The sequence below is a fragment of the Bacillus sp. FSL R5-0431 genome, from assembly GCF_038002985.1.
Taxonomy (GTDB): Bacteria; Bacillota; Bacilli; order Bacillales; family Bacillaceae; genus Bacillus.
In genome coordinates, this window is record NZ_JBBOOG010000001.1 from 1,723,330 (window position 1) to 1,749,600 (window position 26,271).

At 39.1% G+C, this 26,271-nt stretch carries 31 protein-coding genes and 2 pseudogenes; 13 read left to right on the forward strand and 20 right to left on the reverse strand.

Annotated elements, in window-relative coordinates; genetic code table 11:
• Positions 1-7: 7 nt before the first annotated feature.
• The 6 genes from MKZ03_RS08560 (at position 8) to MKZ03_RS08585 (ending at position 2,000) form a co-directional block, all read left to right on the forward strand.
• Entirely contained in the window at positions 8-511 is a 504-nt protein-coding gene (locus MKZ03_RS08560) for a TlpA family protein disulfide reductase (RefSeq protein WP_307499679.1), read from the forward strand.
• 71 nt (positions 512-582) lie between these two features.
• Entirely contained in the window at positions 583-708 is a 126-nt protein-coding gene (locus tag MKZ03_RS08565) for an FbpB family small basic protein (protein ID WP_003211002.1), read from the forward strand.
• A gap of 51 nt (positions 709-759) precedes the next feature.
• Positions 760-903, forward strand: a complete 144-nt coding sequence (locus MKZ03_RS08570) for an acid-soluble spore protein N (protein WP_008357830.1) — start codon at positions 760-762, stop codon at positions 901-903.
• Positions 904-916: 13 nt separating this feature from the next.
• The gene (gene tlp / locus MKZ03_RS08575; protein WP_003211760.1) at positions 917-1,159 is read left to right on the forward strand and encodes a small acid-soluble spore protein Tlp; all 243 of its coding nucleotides are present in this window, start codon (positions 917-919) and stop codon (positions 1,157-1,159) included.
• Between the two features lie 103 nt (positions 1,160-1,262).
• A complete protein-coding gene (locus tag MKZ03_RS08580; RefSeq protein ID WP_034660781.1) occupies positions 1,263-1,685 on the forward strand; it encodes an acyl-CoA thioesterase in 423 nt (140 codons plus the stop codon).
• 3 nt (positions 1,686-1,688) lie between these two features.
• The gene (locus MKZ03_RS08585) at positions 1,689-2,000 is read left to right on the forward strand and encodes a hypothetical protein (protein WP_341031551.1); all 312 of its coding nucleotides are present in this window, start codon (positions 1,689-1,691) and stop codon (positions 1,998-2,000) included.
• 39 nt (positions 2,001-2,039) lie between these two features.
• On the opposite strand, the gene MKZ03_RS08590 is transcribed toward MKZ03_RS08585, so the two are convergent.
• On the reverse strand, positions 2,040-2,327 hold the full coding sequence (locus MKZ03_RS08590) for a HesB/YadR/YfhF family protein (protein WP_003210876.1): 288 nt from the start codon (positions 2,325-2,327) through the stop codon (positions 2,040-2,042).
• Positions 2,328-2,425: 98 nt separating this feature from the next.
• Positions 2,426-3,007, reverse strand: coding sequence for a glycerol-3-phosphate 1-O-acyltransferase PlsY (plsY, locus tag MKZ03_RS08595; protein ID WP_060596428.1), 582 nt, complete (start codon positions 3,005-3,007; stop codon positions 2,426-2,428).
• Between the two features lie 154 nt (positions 3,008-3,161).
• Here plsY and MKZ03_RS08600 point away from each other — a divergent pair, with 154 nt between their 5' ends.
• The 3 genes from MKZ03_RS08600 to parC all read left to right on the forward strand — a co-directional run bounded on the left by MKZ03_RS08600 (position 3,162) and on the right by parC (position 8,399).
• Positions 3,162-3,575, forward strand: a complete 414-nt coding sequence (locus tag MKZ03_RS08600; RefSeq protein ID WP_034660785.1) for a CoA-binding protein — start codon at positions 3,162-3,164, stop codon at positions 3,573-3,575.
• Between the two features lie 415 nt (positions 3,576-3,990).
• On the forward strand, positions 3,991-5,958 hold the full coding sequence (gene parE / locus MKZ03_RS08605; RefSeq protein WP_060596429.1) for a DNA topoisomerase IV subunit B: 1,968 nt from the start codon (positions 3,991-3,993) through the stop codon (positions 5,956-5,958).
• A gap of 2 nt (positions 5,959-5,960) precedes the next feature.
• Positions 5,961-8,399 carry a DNA topoisomerase IV subunit A gene (gene parC, locus MKZ03_RS08610; RefSeq protein WP_341031553.1) on the forward strand — a complete coding sequence of 813 codons (2,439 nt, stop codon included), beginning with the start codon at positions 5,961-5,963 and terminating at the stop codon, positions 8,397-8,399.
• Between the two features lie 53 nt (positions 8,400-8,452).
• Here parC and MKZ03_RS08615 read toward each other — a convergent pair whose 3' ends face one another.
• The 3 genes from MKZ03_RS08615 to MKZ03_RS08625 form a co-directional block, all read right to left on the reverse strand.
• A complete protein-coding gene (locus MKZ03_RS08615; protein WP_008343787.1) occupies positions 8,453-8,578 on the reverse strand; it encodes a hypothetical protein in 126 nt (41 codons plus the stop codon).
• 43 nt (positions 8,579-8,621) lie between these two features.
• The gene (locus MKZ03_RS08620; protein ID WP_034660789.1) at positions 8,622-8,957 is read right to left on the reverse strand and encodes a hypothetical protein; all 336 of its coding nucleotides are present in this window, start codon (positions 8,955-8,957) and stop codon (positions 8,622-8,624) included.
• Between the two features lie 194 nt (positions 8,958-9,151).
• Entirely contained in the window at positions 9,152-10,324 is a 1,173-nt protein-coding gene (locus MKZ03_RS08625; RefSeq protein WP_341031554.1) for an MFS transporter, read from the reverse strand.
• 319 nt (positions 10,325-10,643) lie between these two features.
• Between MKZ03_RS08625 and MKZ03_RS08630 the strand changes: the two are divergent.
• Positions 10,644-11,178, forward strand: a pseudogene (locus MKZ03_RS08630) (sugar O-acetyltransferase).
• Positions 11,179-11,577: 399 nt separating this feature from the next.
• Here MKZ03_RS08630 and MKZ03_RS08635 read toward each other — a convergent pair.
• The 9 genes from MKZ03_RS08635 to MKZ03_RS08675 all read right to left on the reverse strand — a co-directional run bounded on the left by MKZ03_RS08635 (position 11,578) and on the right by MKZ03_RS08675 (position 19,486).
• Positions 11,578-12,354, reverse strand: coding sequence for a GNAT family N-acetyltransferase (locus tag MKZ03_RS08635; RefSeq protein ID WP_334749297.1), 777 nt, complete (start codon positions 12,352-12,354; stop codon positions 11,578-11,580).
• Positions 12,355-12,568: 214 nt separating this feature from the next.
• Positions 12,569-12,988 carry an arsenate reductase (thioredoxin) gene (gene arsC, locus MKZ03_RS08640; protein ID WP_307499683.1) on the reverse strand — a complete coding sequence of 140 codons (420 nt, stop codon included), beginning with the start codon at positions 12,986-12,988 and terminating at the stop codon, positions 12,569-12,571.
• A gap of 14 nt (positions 12,989-13,002) precedes the next feature.
• Positions 13,003-14,301, reverse strand: a complete 1,299-nt coding sequence (locus tag MKZ03_RS08645; RefSeq protein WP_334749298.1) for an arsenic transporter — start codon at positions 14,299-14,301, stop codon at positions 13,003-13,005.
• Between the two features lie 12 nt (positions 14,302-14,313).
• Entirely contained in the window at positions 14,314-14,661 is a 348-nt protein-coding gene (locus MKZ03_RS08650; RefSeq protein ID WP_307499685.1) for an ArsR/SmtB family transcription factor, read from the reverse strand.
• A 557-nt stretch (positions 14,662-15,218) separates the two neighbouring features.
• The gene (locus MKZ03_RS08655) at positions 15,219-16,322 is read right to left on the reverse strand and encodes a threonine synthase (RefSeq protein WP_340876051.1); all 1,104 of its coding nucleotides are present in this window, start codon (positions 16,320-16,322) and stop codon (positions 15,219-15,221) included.
• Between the two features lie 72 nt (positions 16,323-16,394).
• On the reverse strand, positions 16,395-16,769 hold the full coding sequence (locus MKZ03_RS08660) for a RidA family protein (RefSeq protein ID WP_307499688.1): 375 nt from the start codon (positions 16,767-16,769) through the stop codon (positions 16,395-16,397).
• Between the two features lie 11 nt (positions 16,770-16,780).
• Positions 16,781-17,431 (reverse strand): helix-turn-helix transcriptional regulator, encoded by a 651-nt coding sequence (locus MKZ03_RS08665; protein WP_106042043.1) that lies wholly within the window; start codon positions 17,429-17,431, stop codon positions 16,781-16,783.
• Positions 17,432-17,593: 162 nt separating this feature from the next.
• Positions 17,594-18,274, reverse strand: coding sequence for a TetR/AcrR family transcriptional regulator (locus tag MKZ03_RS08670; RefSeq protein ID WP_340876053.1), 681 nt, complete (start codon positions 18,272-18,274; stop codon positions 17,594-17,596).
• Between the two features lie 42 nt (positions 18,275-18,316).
• Complete coding sequence (locus tag MKZ03_RS08675) at positions 18,317-19,486, reverse strand: FAD-dependent oxidoreductase (RefSeq protein ID WP_334749301.1); 1,170 nt, start codon at positions 19,484-19,486, stop codon at positions 18,317-18,319.
• A gap of 267 nt (positions 19,487-19,753) precedes the next feature.
• On the opposite strand from MKZ03_RS08675, the gene MKZ03_RS08680 reads away from it, so the two are divergent.
• On the forward strand, positions 19,754-19,954 hold the full coding sequence (locus MKZ03_RS08680) for a hypothetical protein (RefSeq protein WP_034660801.1): 201 nt from the start codon (positions 19,754-19,756) through the stop codon (positions 19,952-19,954).
• A 245-nt stretch (positions 19,955-20,199) separates the two neighbouring features.
• On the opposite strand, the pseudogene MKZ03_RS08685 reads toward MKZ03_RS08680, so the two are convergent.
• The 3 genes and pseudogenes from MKZ03_RS08685 to MKZ03_RS08695 all read right to left on the reverse strand — a co-directional run.
• Positions 20,200-20,292, reverse strand: a pseudogene (locus MKZ03_RS08685) (arsenate reductase); the annotation flags it as partial.
• Positions 20,293-20,689: 397 nt separating this feature from the next.
• A complete protein-coding gene (locus tag MKZ03_RS08690) occupies positions 20,690-21,835 on the reverse strand; it encodes an alpha/beta hydrolase (RefSeq protein ID WP_340876056.1) in 1,146 nt (381 codons plus the stop codon).
• A 107-nt stretch (positions 21,836-21,942) separates the two neighbouring features.
• Positions 21,943-22,602 (reverse strand): TetR/AcrR family transcriptional regulator, encoded by a 660-nt coding sequence (locus tag MKZ03_RS08695; protein ID WP_341031559.1) that lies wholly within the window; start codon positions 22,600-22,602, stop codon positions 21,943-21,945.
• Positions 22,603-22,766: 164 nt separating this feature from the next.
• On the opposite strand from MKZ03_RS08695, the gene MKZ03_RS19005 reads away from it, so the two are divergent.
• Complete coding sequence (locus tag MKZ03_RS19005) at positions 22,767-22,922, forward strand: pentapeptide repeat-containing protein (RefSeq protein WP_409482278.1); 156 nt, start codon at positions 22,767-22,769, stop codon at positions 22,920-22,922.
• Positions 22,923-23,177: 255 nt separating this feature from the next.
• On the opposite strand, the gene MKZ03_RS08705 is transcribed toward MKZ03_RS19005, so the two are convergent.
• Complete coding sequence (locus tag MKZ03_RS08705; protein WP_334749306.1) at positions 23,178-24,104, reverse strand: alpha/beta hydrolase; 927 nt, start codon at positions 24,102-24,104, stop codon at positions 23,178-23,180.
• A gap of 28 nt (positions 24,105-24,132) precedes the next feature.
• Positions 24,133-24,327, reverse strand: coding sequence for a hypothetical protein (locus MKZ03_RS08710; RefSeq protein WP_334749308.1), 195 nt, complete (start codon positions 24,325-24,327; stop codon positions 24,133-24,135).
• A 176-nt stretch (positions 24,328-24,503) separates the two neighbouring features.
• On the opposite strand from MKZ03_RS08710, the gene MKZ03_RS08715 reads away from it, so the two are divergent.
• A complete protein-coding gene (locus MKZ03_RS08715) occupies positions 24,504-24,812 on the forward strand; it encodes a DUF4870 domain-containing protein (protein WP_307499696.1) in 309 nt (102 codons plus the stop codon).
• A gap of 54 nt (positions 24,813-24,866) precedes the next feature.
• Here the strand turns inward: MKZ03_RS08715 and MKZ03_RS08720 are convergent, their stop codons facing one another.
• Positions 24,867-26,270, reverse strand: coding sequence for a sensor histidine kinase (locus MKZ03_RS08720; protein WP_340972807.1), 1,404 nt, complete (start codon positions 26,268-26,270; stop codon positions 24,867-24,869).
• Between the last annotated feature and the right edge of the window lies 1 nt (position 26,271).

Sequence of the window (26,271 nt, forward strand, 5' to 3'; positions counted from 1 at the left end):
ATCAATCATGTGGAAAAAAGGAATGGCAAGCGCTGTTTTACTTGTGTTGATTGGTTTACTTGCGTGGAATTTACTTGGACCAAAAGAGCCCGCAATCGGTCTTGAAAAAGGGGATCAAGCCCCTGATTTTGAACTTAAAACCCTTGATGGTCAAACGGCCTCGTTATCTGATTACCAAGGGAAAAAGGTGCTCGTCAATTTTTGGGCGACATGGTGTAAGCCATGCAGGACAGAAATGCCGGATCTAGACGCAATTAGAAGCGAACATGATCAGGTCGAAGTACTTGCAGTGAATTTGACGACCACTGAAAAAAGTGTAGATCATGTTGCAGCATTTGCAGATGAATTAAAGCTGAGCTTTCCTATTTTATTGGATCAAAAAGGCATTCAAGCACGATATCAGGTGCTTTCATACCCCACGACATACATATTAGATGAAAAAGGACGAATCGTGTCTGTAAAGCATCAAATGCTGACAAAAAAAGAAATTGAGCAAGAGCTGGATCTATAATGATTCAGCTTTTTTGCTTATTTTCTAAATGTTTTGGCGAAAATGAAATACAAACACTGGAGGTGAGTACAATGAGAAGAAGAAAACGACGTACATTTGAAGAGCTTGTACTTGAAAATAAAAAAGAATTATTAAGCAATGAGGAATTTTTAAACCAGCTTGAAGAAAAGTTGGAAGAGCGTTTTAGACAGAAATAAGTTATGAATTATCCTTTTTCGTTCATCCTAAAGAAGAGGGAGGGATGAATGATGGGCAGAGAGCATGATAAACAAGCGCAGTTTACACCAGACCATTTAGGGACAAAACCTGTAGCATACAAACGTAATAAAGGAAAAAAGATGCATAATAAATCAAATGAACAGCCTGATGTCATACAGACGAAGGGCGAATAAGGAGGGAATCATGATGAATGGAAAGTCATATCAATCCAATCCAGATGATCGTTCTGATAATGTTGAAAAGCTGCAAGATATGATCGAAAACACCCTTGACAATATCGATGAATCTGAAGCAGCGATGGCCCTTTCGACAGATCAAGAAAAACAGATGATCAAGCAAAAAAATGAAAATAGAAAAATGAGTATTGATGCCATGCGTTCTGAGATCAAGGACGAAGAAGCAGCAAGAAAAAATGGCTATACCGAATAAACCAGGGATTCCTGGTTTATTTTATTGCCTCCTTTTAGAAGAACCATTTCGATTGTGGTAAAATGGCAGAGAGCTTAGGTTTTGATAGGAGAGCGATGAAAACGTGTATGTATCTAAAAAAGAAATAGAAGTCCGTTATGCAGAAACAGACCAAATGGGCATCGTGTATCATGCCAATTATTTAATCTGGATGGAAGTCGGCAGAACAGCACTGATTAAAGAATTAGGATTTTCCTATGCGCAGCTAGAAGCAGATGGCGCTCTTGCACCCGTTATAGATTTACAGGTGCAATATAAAAAACCATTGCTGTACGGTGAAACAGCGACAGTTCATACGTGGATTGAAGAATACAATGGACTCAAAACGGTGTATGGCTACGAAATTCAAAAGCCTGATGGGCAAACAGCGATTACAGGGACAACCTCACATATTTGTGTAGACAAAGAAACTTTTAGACCTATTCAATTTAGAAAAGCTTTTCCTGCCTGGCACAAAGTATACGAACAGTCGAAGAAGCAGGTTTAATTCATGGCGTTTGGTATTAAAAGAAGCGATCTAAATGCGTGGAAATCAGCTGTCCAGCAAGGAGAACTGGCCTTTTTAACCCATTATTGGCTTGATGACCGTTTCCCGCATGCCAATACCGTCACTAAAGCAGCTTGTCAGGATATGAAGCAGTTAATTGAGTGGGGAGAAAAACATGGACTCAAAAAAGAATGGATTCATGACCGCGCAGGATTTCCACACTTTGACTTGATTGGTGAACCACAAAAAAGAATCCTGCAAAAGGAGCGGTCTTTAGGAAACATTCAAGAGTATGGGCTATATATTGAAGGATAAAACAAAAAAGATACCCGAGGGATGAGGTATCTTTTTTGTTTATTCATAATGAAACTCTGGTTCTTTCACGGACTCGTTATAATCAATATGCAGATCATGGTTGTCAAAATACCAAATATCACTTTCTTCAACAAAGAAAGTAATACCTTCTATTTCAGCGGTTGCGCCGGCATTTTGAGGTTCATCTTTTGCGACGCCGAGAGAAAAGCCTTTTTGTACATTACTGCACCCGCCATATCTCACAAAAAAGCGAACTTGATCACCTTTTTCTAAATCTAGTTCATCCTTGTACCAATTGAGTGCATCTTCTTTTATCGTTAATTTCAATGTGATCGCCCCTTTTTGAAGTCATGCTGTTTTTTTAAATGCAGGATGCAAAAACAGCTTTTCTTTCCTTTTACCACATAATGAAACTTATGAAACGGCTAGAGCCATTTGATTTTCGGTTCAGTTTTGTTGAGGATTCGTTTGAGGTTGGCGATGTGTCTGTAGATCACAAAACCAGCTAGAACGGCAACAACAATGATTAAGAATACGTCTTTGGTGAAAATGCTGTAAATGAATGTATAGATACCGGTCAGCATAGATGATAGTGAAACATATTTACTAATGTATAAAAATAAGAAAAAAGCAGCGATCATCGTAATAAATAAGAATGGGGCATAAAATAATAACACGCCGCCAGATGTAGCGACTGCTTTTCCCCCTTTAAATTTTGCAAAGACAGGAAAGCTGTGACCGATAACAGCAGCAACTCCTGCTAATAAGGGATGAATGTCCAGTTGCATGAAAAACGGTAAAGCAGAAGCAAGGGTTCCCTTTAAAATATCAGCTGAAATCACGATAGACCCTGCTTTTACGCCAAGTGTACGAAATGCATTCGTTGCACCTAGGTTTCCGCTGCCATGTTCACGGATATCGATACCCTTTGCAGCTTTCCCGACAATGAGACCGGATGGAATACTGCCGAGAAGATAAGCCAAAATAAACATCAAAGCAATTAACATCTGCATAACTCCTTTATATTCTCCCTCTTGTCTTACATTTTAACATGATCTTATGAAAAACATGGGGATCTTTTTTTGAAAAAATCAAAAGCAGATGGATTCAGCTTTGTTTTTAAGCAGAAGTTCGCTAAAATAGAGGAAAAGGGGTGTTTGGATGAATCATCCTACGAAACAAGAAATTGGCCGTATATTAAAGAGCAGTAAACGAATTGCTGTTGTTGGATTATCAGATCAGCCGCACCGAACGTCTTATATGGTGTCTAAAGCGATGCAAGATGCCGGATATGAGATCATTCCGGTGAACCCAACGATTGATGAAGCACTTGGTGTGAAAGCAGTCGCTTCTTTAAAGGACATCAAAGATCCTGTTGATATCGTCAATGTCTTTAGACGTTCAGAGTTTTTGCCCGAGGTGGCAGAAGAATTTCTTGAAATGGACGCACCTGTTTTTTGGGCGCAGCAAGGCATCTATCACGAAGAAGCGAAAAGGCTGATTGAGGAAAATGGCAAGGTCGCCATCATGGATTTATGTATCAAGGTGGCTCATGCAATGACAAAAACTCATTAAATCGTCAAAAATCCTTGGTTTTCAAGGATTTTTGCTTTTTTGTTGCAGAAATATATTTGCGATTCTAGAAGAAAGCGATAAAATAAGGCGACAGGGACATAGCGGTGACCTTGCATATCAAGAAAAAGAGCGATAAGATGAAGATGGAACGTTTGTTCTGTTTTGTGAAAACCATCATATGATTGCATTTGGCTTATCAAACAGTCTTGTTTATAATGGACTTCTAGTTCTGATTGCAGAATGTAGAACATTCTCATAGCCGTGCAAAAGAGCATGTTTTGTTGATTCACACATGCATGGTGATGATGCAGCTTATTAAAGTGGACAGTAATGAGCAGCATGATCATCATTAAAATCTAGAGAGATCATTTGATGGTTTGCCGGTTATGTTTGTTAGTGAAAGGGGATTAAGCATTTGGTTAAAAAGCAGCAAGTAGATTATAACGATGATTCTATTCAGGTGCTAGAGGGACTTGAAGCGGTCCGTAAACGTCCAGGGATGTATATTGGGTCTACGGATTCACGCGGTCTTCATCACCTTGTCTATGAGATTGTAGACAACTCTGTCGATGAAGTGCTCGCTGGCCATGGAGATCATATCATTGTCAAAATACATAAAGATAATAGCATTTCCGTCCAGGATAAAGGACGCGGGATGCCTACTGGTATGCATAAGCTTGGAAAACCGACACCTGAGATCATTTTAACGGTCCTTCACGCAGGCGGAAAATTTGGTCAAGGCGGATATAAAACAAGTGGTGGGCTTCACGGAGTTGGGGCATCTGTAGTAAACGCGCTGTCAGAATGGCTCACTGTCACAATTGAACGCGACGGCTTTATTTATCATCAGCGCTTTGAAAACGGCGGAAAGCCTGCCACATCACTTGAAAAAGTCGGAAAAACGAAAAAAACAGGAACACTGATTCATTTTAAACCTGATCCAACTATGTTCAGTGTCACGACCTATAACTTCGATACTTTATCAGAACGTTTAAGAGAATCTGCCTTTTTATTAAAAGGATTAAAAATAGAGCTGATTGATGAACGACATGATGTACAAGAAACCTTTTATTATGAGACGGGCATTGAAGCCTTCGTTGCTTATTTAAATGAAGAAAAAGATGTTCTGAGTGAAGTGGTCTCATTTGAAGGAGAGCATCAATCCATCGAAGTAGATTTTGCTTTTCAATTCAATGACGGCTACTCGGAGAATATTCTTTCTTTCGTCAATAACGTCAGAACAAAAGATGGCGGTACGCATGAGTCTGGTGCCAAAACGGCGATGACGAGAGCCTTTAATGAATATGCGCGCAAAGTAGCCCTTTTAAAAGAAAAAGACAAAAATTTAGAAGGCACTGATATTCGCGAAGGACTGTCAGCAATTATTTCTGTCAGAATTCCTGAAGAACTGCTTCAATTTGAAGGCCAGACAAAAGGAAAGCTTGGGACAAGTGAGGCTCGCTCGGCTGTTGATGCTGTTATTTCTGAAAAGCTGGCTTATTTCCTTGAAGAAAACCGGGAAACAGCCACTCTTCTTGTGAAAAAAGCGATTAAAGCGCAGCAGGCAAGAGAAGCTGCTAGAAGAGCACGTGAAGAAGCAAGGAGCGGCAAGAAACGGAAAAAGTCCGAAGCAACACTGAGCGGAAAATTAACACCTGCTCAATCTAGAAACCCGGCAAGAAACGAATTGTACCTAGTAGAGGGCGACTCAGCGGGCGGATCAGCAAAGCAAGGGCGTGACCGTAAATTCCAAGCGGTGCTGCCACTTCGTGGAAAGGTCATCAACACAGAAAAAGCGAAGCTTGCTGATATTTTCAAAAATGAAGAAATCAACACCATTATTCATGCGATCGGTGGAGGCGTCGGTGTCGATTTTAATGTAGAAGACATCAATTATGACAAAATCGTGATCATGACAGATGCTGATACAGATGGAGCGCATATTCAAGTGCTTCTACTGACGTTCTTCTACCGCTATATGAAGCCGCTGATTGAGCATGGCAAAGTGTTTATTGCACTACCGCCTTTATATAAAGTCAGCAAGGGCTCAGGGAAAAAAGAAATCATTGAGTACGCATGGTCTGATGAAGAAATGGATGACGTACTGAAGAAAGTTGGAAAAGGGTACACGATTCAGCGCTATAAAGGTTTAGGTGAAATGAACGCCGACCAGCTATGGGAAACGACAATGAATCCAGAATCGAGAACACTTGTCAGGGTCAAAATCGACGATGCTGCACGTGTGGAACGCCGCGTCACGACATTGATGGGTGACAAAGTAGAACCACGACGTAAATGGATTGAAAAGAATGTCGCCTTTGGACTTGATGAGGAAAGCAACATTCTTGAAAATGAAAACTTGTCGCTAGCTGAGGAGGTTTAAACATGGCACAACAAGAACGATTTCATGATTTACCATTAGAAGAAGTGATCGGAGACCGGTTTGGTCGCTATAGTAAATATATTATCCAAGACCGTGCGCTTCCAGATGCGCGAGATGGACTAAAGCCTGTACAACGAAGAATCTTATATGCGATGTACGCAGAAGGAAACACGCAAGATAAAAACTTCCGTAAAGCCGCGAAAACAGTCGGTAACGTGATTGGTAACTATCATCCGCACGGTGACTCATCTGTTTATGAAGCGATGGTGAGAATGAGTCAGAATTGGAAAGTACGAAATGTGCTCATTGAGATGCATGGGAATAACGGGAGTATCGATGGAGATCCGCCTGCTGCCATGCGTTATACGGAAGCAAGGCTTTCTGCCATTGCTTCAGAGCTATTAAAGGACTTAGACAAGGAAACGGTCGAATTTGTCGCAAACTTTGATGATACAAGCAAGGAGCCAGTTGTTTTACCAGCGATGTTTCCAAACCTTCTCGTGAATGGATCAACAGGGATTTCAGCAGGTTATGCCACCGATATCCCGCCGCATCATCTGGGAGAAGTGATTGATGGTGTCATTAAACGAATCGAACAGCCGCATTGTACGGTTGAGGATTTAATGACAGTCATCAAAGGTCCAGATTTCCCAACAGGCGGTATCATTCAAGGGGTCGACGGCATTAAGAAGGCTTATGAAACAGGAAAAGGAAAGATTATGATTCGCGGAAAAGCGGAAATTGAAACCATCCGCGGCGGACGCCAGCAAATCGTGATCACAGAAATTCCTTATGAAGTGAATAAAGCCAATCTTGTCAAAAAGATGGACGAGTTCCGAATCGAAAGAAAAGTTGAAGGAATTTCAGAGGTTCGAGATGAGACTGACCGAACTGGGCTTCGAATCGTGGTAGAGCTGAAAAAAGAATCAGATGCAAATGGTGTCTTGAATTTCTTATATAAAAACTCAGATCTGCAAATTCCATATAACTTTAATATGGTGGCGATACATAATCGTAGACCAACTTTAATGACGCTGACAACTATACTTGATGCATATATTGCCCATCAAAAAGAAGTGGTGACGAACCGCTCAGCATATGAGCTTCGAAAAGCGAAGGAACGCCACCATATTGTAGACGGATTAATTAAGGCGCTTTCCATCTTAGATGAAGTCATTGCCACAATCCGCTCCTCTAATGATAAGCGAGATGCGAAAAACAACTTGATGGAGAAATATGACTTTACAGAAGCACAATCAGAAGCGATTGTTTCCCTCCAGTTATATCGTTTAACGAATACGGATATTACGCAATTAAGAGACGAAGCTAGTGAGCTTGATGTGCGTATAACAGAACTTGAAGACATTTTAGGTAACGAGAAAAAGTTGCTAAAGGTCATTACAAACAGTTTGAAAAAGCTCAAAAAGACATATGCTGATGAGAGACGATCTGTCATTGAGGAAAAAATCGAAGAAATTAAGATTAACCTTGAAGTGATGATCGCCTCAGAGGATGTTTACGTCACGGTGACGAAGGATGGGTACATCAAACGGACAAGTCAGCGCTCCTATGCTGCATCTAACGGTAAGGACTTTGGCATGAAGGATACAGACCGCCTGATTCATCAGTTTGAAATGAATACAACGGATGTCCTCCTATTGTTCACGAATAAAGGGAGCTATATTTATTGTCCAGTTCATCAGCTGCCAGACATACGCTGGAAAGACATGGGGCAGCATATTACGAATATCATTTCAATTGATCGTGATGAATCAATTCAAAAAGCCATACCAATTAAAGAATTTGATGAAACGTCGTATCTTCTGTTCTTTACAAAAGGTGGAATGGTGAAGAAAACAGAGCTTCTTCAATATAAAGCGCAGCGCTATTCGAAACCGCTTGTCGCCTTGAACCTAAAAGGGGACGATGAACTCGTGGATGTTCATGTGACAACAGGACAGCAGGAATTGTTTATTGCGACGAAGAATGGCTATGGATTGTGGTTTGATGAAGAAGAAGTAAGTGTTGTTGGTCCGAGAGCGGCCGGTGTCAAAGGTATCAACTTGAAAGATGGGGACGAAGTAGTCTCTGGCCAGATCATTGATCCGAAAAACGATGTCCTCGTACTGACGACACAAAGAGGGGCTATGAAGCGAATGAACCTCTCTGAATTTGATAAAACATCTAGAGCCAAACGCGGAGTTCTGATGCTAAGAGAATTAAAGAAAAACCCGCACCGTATTGTGGCTGTTATTGCTGCATCACTGCACGATACACTTGAGATTGATACGGATAAGGGTACAACGATTCCGCTTGATATCTTTACTTTAAGAGCGAATGACCGCTATAGCAATGGATCATTTATTGTAGATGAGGAAGAGCAGGGAGAAGTAACACATGTCCTTGTCACACCTCAACCTGCACCAGATGACAATAAATAAGCAAACGAAAACCCCCTGCGATAAACAGGGGGTTTCTTTTATATACGGGTCATTTAGCTCTCGTGGTTGCCAAACATGCTTGTAATGGCGTGCACTACTTCAATTCCTTGGTAGACGAAAAGAGAAAGTGAAGTGACAGAGAATAGACCTAGAATGAATACTCTTAAGAAAAATAACATCGTGTAAAACCTCCCAATTTTTGTTTTGATTTAGATGGTTGGGTTAAACACGAGATAGTCGGAAATAAGAAGATTGATAGAATACTGCAAGTAAATGCTTCTTTTTCCGGTCAAATTGATCAGTATGAGTGATGCGTGCAAATCCAGCTGTCATACTGCCAATCATCAGCAGTACTGTAAATGCGGCAAATACTGCGCTCACATGTTTTTGTTTCTTTTCATCACCCATTGTCTGAGCGATTTTCATTTCATGTGATTCTTGATCGGCAACCACCTTTGCATGATGGTATACCTGAACGGAATGAGGCATTGAGAACAAATGAAAACTTGCAAGTGCTATGAATAAGACAGCTAATTTTAGCAGCATATTTTTTTTCATTTATCTCACCCCTTCCTGTTTATTTTCATGATCTTACCACGTTTTCTGTTATTTGAAAAGTCTTATTTTTTTACTTTCCCTCTTTAAAAAAGCGATAAACATCAGGACATTTATAGGACTGTTTCACTTCATGAAAGGTTTCAATTTTATTTTTTTAATTTAAAAAAAGTGCCATGATCGAGGATCAGACACTTTTAGTGAACTTGTAATGTACGCGGTTTCGCGACAGCTTTTGTGAAGATTCCTGCAATACATATGGCGAATAAAACAAAAATAAAGGCATGAAGCAGTCCTACTTGATTGGCAAGCAGCCCTAATATAGGCGGCCCAGAAAGAGAGGCTGTGTAACCTGATAAGGTCACAATGCTGACGCGTTTCACGGCGTACCGGCTATCATCGCCAGCTGCAGAAATGGTTAGCGGGAAGCCTAAAGAAGCGCCAAGTCCCCATAAAAAGATCGATATCATACATACAACAAGTGAAATCTTTAAAATGACCAGAAATAGTCCGGCGGCTGCTGATAAAATCGCAATTCTTAGCAATAACACCCTGCCGAAACGATCGATCAAACGTCCGCTGATTAGTCTGCCGCTAATCATCCCGCATAAAAATAAAGCATAGATGACTGTACTCATGGAATGTGAAACCTGGTAGCCATCCACCATCGCAAGTGGAATCCAATCATTGGCAGACCCTTCGACAAATGCAAGACATAAGGCGATCATCGCAAGAGAGACCGTTCGTTTGTTCAGCCATGCCGTTTGAGTATCATCTATTGTATTTGACTGCTTCTCAAGCTGATCCATTCCTGTCCCGTGCGGAATAAACCGGGTACAAATCAAGATGCTGAGAAAGAAAAGAAGGGCAATGACAAGTAGGTGATTCAACACAGAGACCCCTAGATGGATAAAAAGAATGCCAGCTCCCGCTCCAATTAAAGTGCCAATGCTAAAGGAAGCGTGCAATATAGGCAAAATGGTTTTCTTAATACTGTATTCAATTTCTGTCCCTTCTAGGTTCATCGCCACATTGCACATACCTGAGCCTGCTCCAAAAAGAAATAGACCGGCAGTGACGACAAAGATAGAAGAGAGTGTTGAACCAATGGCAAGAGTGGTGAAACCAAGGAACATCAAAAAAGCACTGATCACAATCGCCACTCGTCCGCCTTTTTTTCGAACAAATACATTTGAAAGAACAAGCCCAACAATTGAACCAACAGATAAGCCAAGTAAAATAAGTCCCATCGTTCCTGTATTGGCTTGTAATAAATCTCTGACTTCCGGTGTCCGTGAAAACCATGTAGAGATGGAAATACCAGACATCGTGAAAATACCTATGATCGCTTTATACCACTTTAATTCCATCTAATCCCTCACATTTAAAGATGTATCTGTTACTGAACAAATCTACTCGATTATAAATGAGATGGGCTGATTCGTAAATAACTTGAGGCAGGAACATGAACAATTCTAGTCAAAAGGAATCTTGCCTTCCCAATTCTTTAAAATAAACATAATGGGGAGGAAGCATGTCGGTGAAAGGAGACGGGATTGAGCCAGAAATGTACAAACAAACTTAAAGGCAGCGCTATCACAGGTTCAGACGTCATTTGGAATATGTCGAATGGTCAATTGGTTACCAAATGATGTATCAGGATAAATAGAAGGGGAGGAGAGGATCAACATGAAAAGTGAAAAGGAAAAAATGATCCAAGGAGAACATTATGTATCTAGTGTGACCAAACCCTAATTGCAGATCGAAAAAGAGCGAGACATTTGACATTTACATACCAGCAAACCAATCAGCCAGAAAAAAGAACATCCATTTTAAAGGAATTATTAGGCGCTTGCGGAAATGATGTCGTTTTTGAAGGAAGGCTGCAGTGCGATTACGGATACAATATCGAGGTTGGCGAGCATTTTTTGCAAATTTTGATGCAGTATTATTAGACGTTTGCAAAATTACCATTGGACATCACTGTTTATTAGGTCCGAATGTACATAATTATACGGCTGAACACCCGCTTGACCCGATAGAACGTGCAAAATGCATTGAATTCGGCAAACCAGTCACCATTGGAAACCACGTATGGATTGGCGACAATGCTGTCATAGCATCTGGTGCCGTTGTGACAAAAAGTGTTCCAGCAAACGTCGTGGTTGGCGGAAATCCTGCGAAAATCATAAAATATCTTGGTGAATTAAAATCTGGCGAATAAACAAGGATTTTGATTTTTTCTTTTTTGTCTCAATAAGATAAGTATACTTAGATTTGAGACAAGAGAAATTCATTTGTGCTGTAACTTCCTAGAATATATATTATGTAAACTAATAAAAAGAAATGAATAAGATTTCGTCTTCATAGCTTCATATGTACTAGAAGGTAAATGTGGATCCATTGTTGTACAGTCCCTCTTATCCATCTCCAACTGCCTCTTTTGTATGTAATATCAAAAACCTCTACAATTATTATTATATGTATATTTTTTAGGGTCATAATTGTTCAAGTAAAGTTAGTTGCTCCGTTTGTTCAATAAGAAAAGGAGGTGCCGCAGCTACCTCCTTTGTTAAGTCAAAGCACCCTTTAGTTTTATAAGCAACACTTCGAAAATACGAGATTATTGTAGCATACTCTCCAATTTGTCCTTCACTAGCACCCATTCTTGGTCGATTACACTGTAATACACAGAGTCTCTTAAATACCCGTCAGGCATAACCATATGATTCCGAAGCACCCCTTCTTTTACCAAACCCAACCGTTCAATTGCCTGCTGAGACCGCACATTTCTGCTATCTGTTTTCAACTGAACACGAATTGTCTCAAGTGTTTCAAAGCAGTGTTTCAAAAGAAGATACTTACATTCTGTATTTATTCTAGTTCGCCAAACAGTTGGAGACAGCCATGTCCAACCAATTTCCAAGTTACGATTTGGTATGGATATATTAAGAAAACGAGTGCTTCCCACAATTTTCCCCGAATTCTTATCGAAGATAACAAAAGGAAATTCGCTTCCTTGCTCTCTCGCTTGAAGTGCTCCATTCACAAGGGACTTCATATCTTCAATCGATTGAACCCTCATTGGCATGTGTGCCCATATATCTGGATTGTTTCCCGCATCAAATAATTCCTGTACGTGATAATCTTCCATAGGTTGTATCTTTACTCTATCTCCTATTAATACTACAGGCGTTATCTCCATAATTCTTCTTCTCTCCTTTTTTAGATATCGGCTTAAAGAAGACCCTATACCTTTAGCTTTAGTGTTGATAGTATCAAATAAACTGATCTTTTCTTCATCTTCCAAATAATGAAAAGCTAAAAATGGCACATTAATGAATGCATTTGTTTCTTCTAAATATAACTTAATTCCACCTAATCGATGCTGACCATCCATTTGTTAAAGAGACATTTGAAAATGGTGACAAGTAATATCTAATCCAACTTTAAGGTAGAATCTATGTGCATCATGCCTATGAACACCAGAATCTAAATGAAATTGTTCACACTCATTTTCCTTTGCTTGACTTATTAGCCAATCCCATAGAATTTTTGCATACTCGATCATCGCAATCCACTGAATTGATGTCTCCTTTCACATATAAAAGATATTATTCTCCAGTCTCAGCAAACTGTTTCAATCGATCTCCAATTTCATCTCTTACCCTTTGGAAAAATGCCCACCTCTCTTCTTCTGTTCCTTCTGCTTTTGCTGGATCATCAAAGCCCCAATGGACACGTTCGACATGAGGAGGAGTCAACGGGCATTTATCAGCTGCGTCACCGCATAGTGTTACGACTAAGTCAGCGTGATGCAATATCTTTTGATCAATCAGGTCAGACGTTTGATTAGAAATATCAATCCCTATTTCTTTCATTGCTTTTACAGCATTCGGATTTAATCCATGAGCTTCAATACCAGCGCTATAAACCTTCCACTCATCACCAAGGTGTTTTTTAGCCCAACCTTCAGCCATTTGACTGCGGCAAGAATTACCGGTACATAAAAAGTAAATTGTTTTCTTTGACATGTTGATCGTCTCCTTTAATGTATAATCAATAGCCAGAAATACAAAGCTAAAAGTGTAATGAATAGTGTTGGTACAGTTAAAATGACTCCTATTTTGAAATATGTGCCCCAGGAAATCTTCACACCTTTTTGAGAAAGGACGTGGAGCCATAGTAGTGTTGCTAAGGAGCCAATGGGCGTAATTTTTGGTCCTAAATCAGAACCAATGACATTTGCGTAAATTAACGTTTCTCTCATTATTCCTTGTGTATCGGTACCGGATATAGCTAATGCATCAATCATGACAGTCGGCATATTGTTCATGACAGATGAAAGCATTGCTGCGATAAATCCCATACCAAGAGTCCCTGCCAATAAACCTTGATCTGCTACAGCTTGGATCACGCTTGAAAGAGCATCAGTGAGCCCTGCATTTCGCATGCCATACACAACAACGTACATACCTATGGAAAAGAAAACGATCGCCCATGGTGCTTCTTTTAGAACGCTTTTTGTTTGAACAGCAGGGCTTTTTTGTGCAATGACCAAGAATAAAATGGCAATCACACCAGCTATGACCGATACAGGTATAGATAAAAATTCGCATGCAAAATAACCAATCAATAAAAAAGCTAATATATACCAAGATAATCTAAACATCTTTGGATCTTTTATTGCTTCACTAGGGTGCTTTAACTCAGTCAGATCATAGCGTTTAGGTATACTCTTTCTAAAAAAAAGGTACAGTACAGTGATACTCGCTAGCAATGAAAAAAGGTTTGGAACGACCATTCTGGATGCATATTCAATAAACGTAATGTTGAAATAGTCGGCTGTTACAATGTTCACCAAATTACTTACGACAAGGGGAAGCGAAGTTGTATCTGCAATAAACCCACTCGCGATAATAAAAGGGAATACAATTTTTTCATTGAAGTGTAATGCTCTGACCATGGCTAAAACAATGGGTGTCAAAATAAGTGCTGCACCATCGTTTGCAAATAAAGCAGCGACGATTGCACCAAGGATGGTCACATACACAAACATACGCAGCCCACTGCCTTTTGCAGCCTTTGCCATATGCAATGCTGCCCATTCAAAAAAGCCGATTCGATCAAGTATGAGTGAAATGACGATAATGGCAACAAAAGCTAAAGTCGCATTCCAAACGATGCCTGTCACGGTGATCACATCGTCAACATTCACAACACCTACGATTAATGCTAAAACGGCCCCTCCACATGCGGACCACCCTATGGATAAATTTTTTGGCTGCCAAATAACCAATACCAAAGTTAACAAAAATATGAGTAATGATAAAACGGCAAAACTCAAACCCATCCCTCCTTACGAACAAGAAATGTTTGTTGCGTTATGTTGTATACTTTTTAAAAGGTCATCTTCTTTATCAATTTGATTTAAGATGATACGAATCGTCTCAAATTCTGGAGACAGTGTATTGATTGAATAATAACGCCACTGCCCTTTTCTGTTCTCATGAACAAATCCAGCTTTTTTTAATTTTCGTAAATGCTGACTAATCGCTGGTTGACTCATTTCGAACATATCTACCAGTTCACAAACACAATATTCCTTCTCCAAAAACAATTTCATCATAATGAGTCTTGTTTGATCACTGAGTATTTTTAAACAATTCGACATATGTAACAAACCAATTGAAACATCTGAAGTCACAATGATTCCCTCCCTCTTTTAAATATTGGTGACGGTCCCTGTTATCAAATCCTCCAATATTATATAACTGAATACTTATATAATCAATTGATTATATGATTTGAACAAAAATTTATTCGCGTTAAAATTATTGATTAATGTTTTTTTCTTTTATTTTTTATTCATCAAAAAAATTGATTATTGTAGAATCCTTATTTGACTATTGTTTATAAAGCATAAAATGGATCTACATTTCTTTCAATGGTCTGTCATATGACAATTCCTATTCTTATATAAATCCCAATGGCTCATTTTGTTGATGCGCTAGCTCCATTCCTCCTACCAAATAGAGAGCGTTCTTTTTATCTATATCATCATCAGGCCAAGTGCGGATTAGTTGACGCAATCTAACTGCAACGGTCTTACACACATCTGGCATTAAGTAACTATCAGAATCCTAAAGATCCAGCAATGGAATGATGTCATCTTGATAGTTTTCAAATGGAAGTCGGTGTAAGACCAATCTGCTTCGCAATGGCGGATTTCCATATTTTCAAAGAGAGACAATTCTAATAGGGTTATTTTGATTTAATCCCTGCACCACAAAGAGGTATGACAATGGTTTCTTCTGATTCCTTTTTATATTTCATGTAGCCGGCAAAATTAACTGCAGATGTCACTTCGACATAAAATCCTTTCTCACTCAGTTTAGATCGTGCATTCAGGATCTCATCTTCTTCAATATCAATAAACGTACCATTCGTATCTTGTACAGCTTCTAAAATTTGTTTGGAACGAGCTGGGGCAGCAATGGCTATCCCTTCTGCTAAGGTCCCTTTATTCGTAACAGGTGATGCTGATTCCTCTTTATTTTGATACGCTTTCACAAGGGGTGCACAGTTTTTCGCTTGTACGGCAACGATTTTCGGTATTTTATGAATGAGACCATTTTCAAATAACTCTTTAAAGCCATAATACGCACCTAGGAGGAGAGTACCATTTCCAACCGGAATGATTAAAGCATCAGGTGCTCCTTTTAGTTGCTCATAGATTTCATAGGCGTATGTTTTAGTACCTTCAAAAAAATAAGGGTTATAGACATGGCTTGCATAAAAAACGTTTTCATTGTCTACTGCCTTTTGTGCCGCAGCTGCAATGTCCTCTCGTGTCCCGTGAATTTCTTTAATCGTTGCTCCATGTGCTTTTATTTGAGCGACCTTTTTAGGCGAAGTTTCATCGCTAAGATAGATGTCACAGGGAATACCACAACGTGCTGCATAAGCTGCAATCGCCGTTCCTGCATTCCCACTACTATCAGCAATCACTTTTGATACCCCGAGTTCCTTAGCTTTTGTCATCAAAACAGCGGCTCCTCGGTCTTTAAAGGATAAGGTCGGCATCATATAATCAACTTTTACATAAGTGTTTGGCTCATTAGGATCTAGAACGATTAAAGGTGATTGACCCTCCCCCATTGTGACAGTTTCCCAAGTCTTAGAACCTTTTGAAAATGGCATGGTTTCAACATAACGCCATAATGAGTTTGGATAGTGATCCCAAGCTGCGATATCTATTTTTGGGGTATCTTTCACCAGGTTTAATACTCCATCACAATCACATTTCCATAGAGTTGGTGTCATCTCATACTTTTTCCCGCAATGGTTACAAATCAATTGATTCATCAATCATCAACTCCTTCGAATACTTTTTTATATAGAATATAATTTTTTATATATCATAGGCAAAAAAATATCTTAAATATATGAAATAGCATCAATTTCAATTTTGAAACCAAAATGTAATTCATTAGTTGGTACAATAGTACGTGCTGGTTTATGTTCACCGAAAAATTCAGTATAAACAGCATCTACTTTGTCCCATAAATGAATATCCGAAATGTATAATGTCATGCGCAAAATCTTTTCTTTTTTACTTCCAGCAGCTTCTACAATCATTTCCACATTCTTAAGCGCTTGCAATGTCTCTTCTTCAATAGTGCCGAATTCTTTTTCTCTCGTTTCGGGATTGATGGCAAATTGTCCTGAAACATAGACCGTGTTTTGATGAATGGTTGCGAATGCATAGTGTCCGTTTGATTTTAGATTTCCTACCTCGAGTATGCTTTCCATTTTGACGCTCCTTACCTCGATTTATTTTTGATTTCATCCAAATAGCTATAGACGGTTACTTTGGAAATGCCTAACATAGATGCGACCTTCTCAACAGATCCTTTCATTAAAAAGATGCCCTTTTCATCCATAAATTTAATTAGTTCAATTTTTTCATGACGTTTCATAACTGGATGAACACTGTTTTGAATGATTTGTTGAATCAATTGATCTACTATTTCTTCCACATTTTCAAGATCATCATTTGATGTTGTTTCTTTCTCTTGAGCTTCCACTTGTGTAGAAAGAAAAGTATCCATAAAATGTTGCATTTGATTTAGGGCTTCAACATCAAAATTGATACAGAAAGCACCAATCACTTTTTGCTTTGAATCACGTATTAATGAAGTCGAAGAACGAATCGTACGCTTATCTTCTGTTACAAATGTATAACCAGCAAGATAATCTTCTTTAAAATCTTCTGATTGTAATACAGTCTTTACTAGATGATCAAATGATTGGCCGATTTCTCTTCCTGTCACATGGTTATTTACTGTAAACATGACAGATGCTTGAGGGTTCGTTAAATCATGAATAACCACTTCGCAATTTGGTCCAAACATTTTTGCAGTAGATTTTGCTAAAGGAATATAACTCGCTAATAAATTCTTCATATGTTCCATGCCTAAGCACCTCATTTTTTTATTCCACTAGATTATATAATTTTTTATATATAAAAACAATATATAGATTTATTTATATATTATGATGATCACAAGATCACAAATGTGAAAATAACCATATAAAAAAAGCAGCCATTGACTGCTTTTTGCTTGTGCTCCTTTCTAATTGCTTTCTTTCTGGATTCCATACAAAATGACGTCAATTCCCCATCGGAACCGTTCCATTGATACGGGATCACCTGCAAACATTTCTTCTTTCAGGCTATGGATGAAAGGGAACCGCGTTTTGTCTGCATCATGAAATGCTTTTTTTGTGTCTGAAATCTGCGAAGAGCCTTGTTTCTTCCAAGAGACCTTTTCGTAAGCTACGGAAGATACGTATAACAGCAATAGGTCTACTCCCCATGCTGCGGATGTAGATTTGATCCCGCCTTCATGCAATGCAGCGAGAATATGTTCGGTCAACTGAAGAAAGTTCGTTCCTTGTGGAATGGTGGAAAGAGAAATTTCAGCAAGACCAGGTTTTTCTAATAGCAGCAGGAAATAAGTATGCAATATTTCACATAACTTTTCTTTCCATGTGCCATCCACTGAATCTGGATAAACCATTTGGCCGAGACCATAATCCAATACGTAAGCACTTAGTTCTTGAAAATTGTTCACGTAGACATACAAGGATGCAGGTCCCGTATCCAATGCTTTAGCCACCTTACGCATACTCATGCCCTCTATCCCTTGCTCCTTAAGAAGCGCATAGGCAGTTTTAACAATAAGCTCACGGCTTAAGGGCTCTTTAGCCGGCCGAGACCGGCGACTTATAATATGACGATTTGAATTGTTCATACTCTCTTTATAACATGTCAAAGTAAAATAGTAAATTGAGCATCAATCACCGTTTACTTGAAAAGAATTCATCATATCTGCAAGCTTGACCGCAGCGTCTTTTGAAAAACACAGTTTTAAACTATTCTCCGATTCCTGAGCCTTTTCCGATGAATATTCATACATCATTTCTTCGTACTCTTCAATAGCCTTTTCAATATCATTAGGATTTCGGACAATAGCAAGTGCAAGCTCCATTGCATCAAACATCGCCATGTTTACACCCTCACCTGCGAATGGTGTCATGAGATGAGCTGCATCACCGATAAGCGTTACTCCTTTATGACGGTTCCATTTAAAACCGACAGGAAGCGTATAAATACGTCTTGGAATGATGACATCTTCTGCATAACGAATATAATTTTTCAGCTGATCATCCCAATCACTAAATAACTCTAATAATGGTTCTTTCGCTTCATTCGCTTGATTAAATGGAATGCCACAAGTCTCGATCCAGCTGCGTTCTACCATAAGGCTTGCATACACTTTTATTCGTCCATCTCCGTTTAACTGACCAATAATTCCTTTGTGATCAGCTAAAGCAAACATCTTACCACGTTTATTAAATTCAGCTAAATCAGGGTGGTTCACCTCTACGCTTAGGACATTCAGTTCCAGCATCGTGAGCCCGGAGTATTCAATATCAATATCTGTTAACAGCGGACGTACACGAGAAAATGCACCATCTGCCCCAATCAAAAGGTCAACCGTCTCGACAACCCCGTTTTCAAAATGAAGTTCTGTCATGCCATTTTCTAATGAAACACATCTATCTAGTTTATATCCGTATTTGATGTTTTCAGCATCAATTTGATCTAACAGCATTTCACACAAAACACCACGATCAATTTCTGGCCGAGTGCCTTTTTCATGTGATTCAGTTTCTTCGTCTAGATAAATTCTTCCTGCTTTATCAAATAACCGGAAATCTTCTCCTTCATAGCGAGCGTTCTTTTGAAATTTCTCATAAACTCCTGCTTCCTTTAAGGCTTTTTGACCTGTTTCTTCGTGAATATCCAGTGAGCCTCCTCTTTCAAGACTCTTGTCATGCATCTCCCGTTCATAGATGGTTGTTTGTATACCGTAATTTTGCAGAATTAAGGCGAGTGTTAGCCCTCCTGGTCCTCCTCCAATGATAGCGATTTGCTTTTGTTTTTTAGATAATGCCTGCATCGTATGCATCTCCTCTTCTTTATGGAAGTAGTGTAAAACCACATCTCATTTATATTATAACGAACATCGTTCGTAAAGAACAGTGTTCGTTTAAAATGGTTTATTTCATGAATTTGTGCTTTAATTGTAATGAACCCAATCATCCGACACCCATAGGATATAAATTGGACACTTCGATTTAGGGATTTTAAAGGATTTCAAATCATAACATGATTCTTAGATCAGTCGGTTCCTAATGTTTCAATGCTGAGTCTGCGAGGTGTTTCTATGAATAAATTATTGGCAATGTTGATATTAGGATTGAGCTTTAGTGGTGCTGCTCTCATTCTTTCTGTCCCTTTGTTATTCAAATCCAAACCAGAACAATTTGAGCTGATGTTTGCTGCTGGATCAGCAGGCGCATTCGCAGTATTTGCTGTCTCATGCCTAGTTTTTCGAAAACAATTCAATCGCTCATTAGAACAATGAAAAATCGTTTTTTGCGGCGTTTATTCACTAGATATCTTTTTGAGTTGGATCAAATGTTTTTATCTTGTCTGCTATCATCTTCCTGTTTCATTCAAGATGGCTGTAAATGTGCTATTACTAAATATCAAGTCTTTTAAAGTCACGCTGCCTGAACGTCTTCAATTGGTCGAAACAAAAATAAGCCATTGATTCAATATGGCTTATCATGTAAAACTATATTTTTCAGTCACAGCAAACTGCTGTAATCAGCCCCCAATTTCATCTCTCACCCTTTGGGAAAATGCCCATTTCTCTTCTTCTGTTCCTTCTGCTTTTGCTGGATCATCAAAGCGCCAATGCACTCATTTGACCTATGGGATTAACACCGGAGTTAACGTTTTTAGGTAAGGTGATTCTTTCCATTCTGATGTTTATTGGCAGAGTAGGTTCTCTGACCATTGTATTTTTCTTTATGAAACGAACCAAAAGCCCAATACGTTATCCGGAGGGAGAAGTATTTGTAGGCTAATATGAGCAATGATTGAAATGGTTCCCTTTTAATTTAATCATCAAGATGATGGATTGATCCACTTTACATTTTTTTCTCTTCATTCACTACAAGCTGTTTGGAATACAGATCTGTTAGTACGGTCTCTTCTTTTCCAAACAATCAGCATTCGGTATTTAACGGAAAAGCTGAGATATTCAACTTTAAGCTGACGCTTGAAACGGCTTTGATCAGCAGCTTCTCCGTTATTACTTGTTGCTCGTTTTCTTGATTAAGTCCACGCCATCATATGACAGGCTTTCCACACGTGCAGCCTTTTGCAGAATGTAATGATCACAAAAGGTCTTCGTATAATCCGTCACAAGATTTCGCATCTCTACCGCCTCCCTTGTGCCTCTCAGTTGCTCATCTACGCCGGTAAACACGATGTCACAGTAATCTAAATGTGCAGCACGATCAACGGAGAAATAATAGGTTTCCATGCTGTTGTTAGCGCCAATGATCGCATTCATATGATAGTTCGGTTCAGAAAACAGTAGCAAAAAGGGTTTATTGAGGTCGCTGTCGAGAAGGCCGAATGCCCCGCTGTCCAAGCCAATTCCGCAGGAAAACCGGTCGTCATCCCGGCAAACAACCGCTGCCGTAGGTCCTCCATAAGAGTGTCCGACGATGCCCATGCCGACGTCAAGCATCAGTCTGTCATGAAAGATAGAATCCAATTCTTCAGAGTTTAGTTTGTGAAGATGATCGGCTACGTACCTTACATCTTCTGCCTGTCGTTCACTATATAATGTTAACTGATTAATGATTGGCAGAGCCAGGACGTTACGGCACATCTCAATAGCCGTTTCATCGTCAGGCCGCATCTTCATCTTGCCAGCCAGCTCCATCATCTCCGGATCTTCAGAAAACGCCATAATGACATCCGAAAAATCCTTTGATACATTCAACAGCTTCTCATCTTTCCGTTTATACATTGTGCTATTCTGATGGCCGATACTGACGACAACATAACCCAGGCTTGCCAGGTCTGTACAGATGGCTGTCCCCCATTCCGGTGAACCGCCCCCGCCGCAAACATAAAATAACACTGGATAGCGCTTTTTCTTCCCAGAAAGAGCAAGGTCGTCGTAACAATGAGTCTTGATATCGATAGAGAAAAAATTCTTCTCTTTCAGATACTCAGTGACAAGTGGCTGCTCATGAAGCATTTCGTAGACTTCAGGAAACATGTACGTTGATGGAGTCTTCCCTTCGCTGCTATCGGACGGATAGTACACAAACGCGGTCAATTCTCTTTTTGAGTCATCTGATGCTGTGTACTCAAAATCCATCTGGGTACGAGCGGCGGTATAGCTGCCGATTGGTTCTGGGAATGTGTCATACCTTTTCATCCTTTTGTTCCCCCTTAATAAATGAAAGTGCGAATGTGAAATACACATGGCGATATAAGTGCTTTCAAAACTGTAAAATGGTTACATCCAATCTTCAGTTCATATCCTTATTCATTGGCTTTCTTGAGATTGCTAACAACTTCAGCATATTTATCATCTCTAAGCAGCCCATGACCCATAAAGTCAGCAAAGTACTTGCTCATCTTATGCTGCAGGTTAGAATCCTTAATATCGAATTCCCTAAAAAACATGACTAAATTAAACTGCATAGATTCAAACATAAAAGAAATGAGGTCGTCATCAATATCAGGTCGTAGATATCCATCAACCCTCATGCGACGTAACATGTCCTTGATTAAGGGGAATGACTCGCCCTTTAGCACATTCAAATATACTTTTAGTAAGGTGTTCTCTGGAATGTGTAAAAATGTTTCAACGAGTTTGATTTCCAGTTCATTCAATGGCTCAGTCGCAATGCCATTAGTGTTGTCAAATAAGCCAGTAAGGAAAAATTGAAAAAGAGAATCTTCATTGTTGTTATGAAAATACGCAGCTCTTTTCTTGGTCACGTGTCGTATTAAGAGACAATAAAGGTCATCTTTGTCTTCAAAATACCGATAAAAAGTTCCGGGATGCATGGACAAACGATCCAAAACCATCTTCATCGTTATATCCTCGTAAAGATGATCAACAAAAAGATGCATAGCACGATTACATATGTCCTCACGCCTTGCTTCATTCAATCGAAAGAAAGTATTTTTTGGCATAAATGACTCCTTTATGTAAAATGTGAACTCATTCACACCATATCGATAATTGATTCACATGTCAAGCTGTATTGAAATAGATACCCGCTCTTTGCTCGGAGGGATTTCACCCCAACGGTAGTACGATTGATCATTGTACCTTTATTCGTTCCGACTTGCGCTCTGTGGGCATTGCCAAAATCAAAGCCGTTTTCACCAATTGCGAATTCTCCTCCTGCGATATGAGAGGAATGACATTGGAGAATGCTATGTTTATCGATTGCACTTTTTATAAATGTAGATTCAATGACCGCGTTTTACAGGCAGCGAATATCAGCTAGTTGATATAACGTTTGAGGGAGTGGTGACACTTCGTCAACTCCAGTGAAGAAGTGAACATTCATTATATTAATAGGAAATATGTATTTTTTAAACAAAAATTGGAATTTAAGGATTACTTAACCCGAAGTGAATTGACAATCTGAATGTATTTCATGTTGAATTGAAAAAGGCTGCTTTCAAGTAAGCAGCCCATTCACTAAACTTTCGACTATTTCAATCAAATCATTCTGCATCTTTTTGTGTGAACTCAACCCCTAACGATTGATTACCTGAATGATTTTCTCCTGAGCATCTTGTGCCTCAGGGATTGGCATGACAACAAATACATGAAGCATTTCAGGATAAACAAAGGTTTTTATGTCAATTCCTTGTTCTGTTAGTTTTTCATCAAGCTTTATGGCATCTGGATATAACATATCATGTGTTCCAATAAAATGAGTAATCTTCCCAAGTCCTTTAAAGTCACCGTAAATGGGACTGATCAATGGGTCAGTTACATTTTTATCAGCTGTCCAAATCTTTGCAATGACTTCCATTCCTTCAGGACCTAGAATCGGGTCCTTTTTTGCATATTCAAACATTAGAGGATTGCTTAAGCTCATGTCAACACATGCAGATAATAAAATAATATCCTTCGGCTGCGGCAGACCTTCCTTCTTTAAAAGGTGCGCCAGACCAAGTGAGATATTCCCGCCAGCTGAATCTCCCATGATCGTCAATTGATTGGCACTTTCAACAGTTTTCAGAAGGTCTTTATATAGGTTTAGGATTTTCAGATAGGTATCCTGGCAGCTATAATGAGGCACTTTTGGATAAATAGGAGCCACCACTTTCGCATTGAGTGATTGCGCCATCTTATCCATGAACCACCAATGGAAATTCAAAGGCTGATTTGTCCAAGCGCCGCCATGTATATATAGAATGACTTTTTGTTTTTGTGACGTTTGGTCATTCAAAGTGAAAACTTGTATGCCTTCGAATGTCTGCTCTTTTATCTCACTAATTAACTTCACATCATCCCCAATGGCATAAGGCTTCGTATTTTCTATTCCTTTTTGATCAAGAAATTTTTTTGTGTTTTCAATACTAGAAAAACTCTCTTTATTACTTTGGGAAGCGAATAATTTTTCAAATTGAATACTTTCTTCAGAACGTTCTCCATTAACTATTTCCACACTCATTTGTTTTCTCTCCTTTAAGTCAATTGTTTTATTGTTCATCCTGATGTATCACACGAAATGATTCGAGGTAGACTTGTATTTCTTTATCAGAGGTCTTTAACAAGTTAGATAAAAGGTCTTGAATTTGACGGAAGCGTTTAATTTTCTTTTTAATTTCTTCGTGTTTGTGATGTACAATCCTTCTTAAAGTATCAGGTTCTATGTCTTGACTCAGCAGTTCCATAACTTGTATTTCCTTTATCTTTCATGTAGCGTTCGATCTTTTAACATTTTTAAGGTTGCTGTAAGGTTCGGATTAATACAAGTTAAGGTTGAGGTTGTACAATGGGTTTGTAAGGAAGTGAGGGATGAGTCGAATGATTCTCCTCCCTTCTAAATCAATCATAGAGGTGAAAAGGTTTGAGAGAAAATAAAATTTTGTCTTCATTATGTTACTTCAGTATCTTTTTTGCGCCATTTTTGTTTCCGATTATCGTCTATTTGTTAGGGAAGGACGAAGTGAAATATCATGCGAAAAAATCGCTATGGACACATTTTATTCCTTATTTGATTTTTGGCATTGGCATCCTTGGTTCAGGTTTACTTGGCATGAACGATATCAGACATGCTGGTCCGTTCTTAATTGCAACGTATGCTGTGACATTCCTTGTGGCGATCTACTTCTTCATTTGGAACATTGTCAAAGGCATTAAAGTGTTTTCAGAATAATAGATGGGAAAAACGGTTCTGTGATTGATCAGAACCGTTTTTTTGTATGTCCATTCATGCGGGTAATTGGATATCAATCGTTGTTCCTTCCCCTATCATACTGCGTATCGTGATATCCCCGCCGTGCTTTTGGATAATATCCTTTGCAATGGCCATCCCGAGACCAGAGCCTGCATGTGTCCCTCCTGTATTCGTCCCTCTATAGTAGCGGTCAAACACTTTTTCTAGCTCTGCCTCTTCGATTCCTTTGCCATTATCTTTAATCGTGATGTGGGTATTTTCTTTTTGTTCCAGCTGTACAATGATTTTCACATCAGAATCATTGTGAACAAGGGCATTTAAAATGAGATTGGTGACCGCTCTTCGTATGAGGATCGTATCAATATTTAGCATGAGCTTGTCTACATTCGTTTGCAGCTCAATCGTCTGTTCTGCATATCTCGAATCGTTTAGGATATCAATTAACGTTTCCCGCAGCAACGGCACAATGTTCACTAGCTCTTTATGCAGCATCACGTCGTTATTTTTCAGCCTTGTTGTTAAATTTAGATCCTCCATGACATCTTTGATGTACAGTGATTTATTCTCTATGATGCTGGCATAATGTCTGATGTCTTGATCTGAAAGAGGATAATTTGGATCTTTGATGATTTCTGCATAGCCTTGAATAGAGGATAATGGTGTTTTAATATCATGAGAAATATGACTGATCCACTCTTCCCGCATTTGCTCTAATTTGTCTTTTTCTTTTTGGCTTGAAGCGAGCTGCTCTGATAAGTGATTGACATTATAGAAGACATCTTTATATATTCCCTTAGTTGGCAGCTTTGTCGTATAATCTCCGTTTGTGAGCCGCTGGATTCCATGAATGGCACGGTCGAGCGGTTTGATGAGCTGCCGGCTGAATAAGTACCCCATAAGTAAGGCAATGATGGCGTCAATCGATAATAAAATCATCGTCCCGATATTGAATCTCGCCACTAAGTCCTTCGTGTCGAACGAGAATAAATATTTTCCGATGGAAGGGTCCTTAAATCCGATAAAGTAGCTGTATTCCCTGCCCTTTCCTTTTTTTTCGCCGACATAAATGGTTGATAGCAATTGTTTATCTTTATATTTATGTAAATTCACGATTTCTATAGGTGTATATTTGCTCTTTAAGCCTTTAGGTGCTTGTACATGATAGACGTCTTGTCCATTTTCATCTAATATTTGAATCCACGCATTTTGTTGTTTTAAGGCTTGCTGTCCTTCTTTGCTCACAGTGACATCTTGACCGGACAAGGTGATGTATTGTTCAAATGTTCTTGTGAAGGTTTCGGGCGTATTTCCTTCGTTTTGCTGGCTGCTTGCTTGTAGTACAAGCAAAATGATGAATCCAAATAAGTTAATAAAAACCGTGATAATGGTCACGATAATGACAGAGACCATATATCTGCCTGTTAATCGCCATTTCATC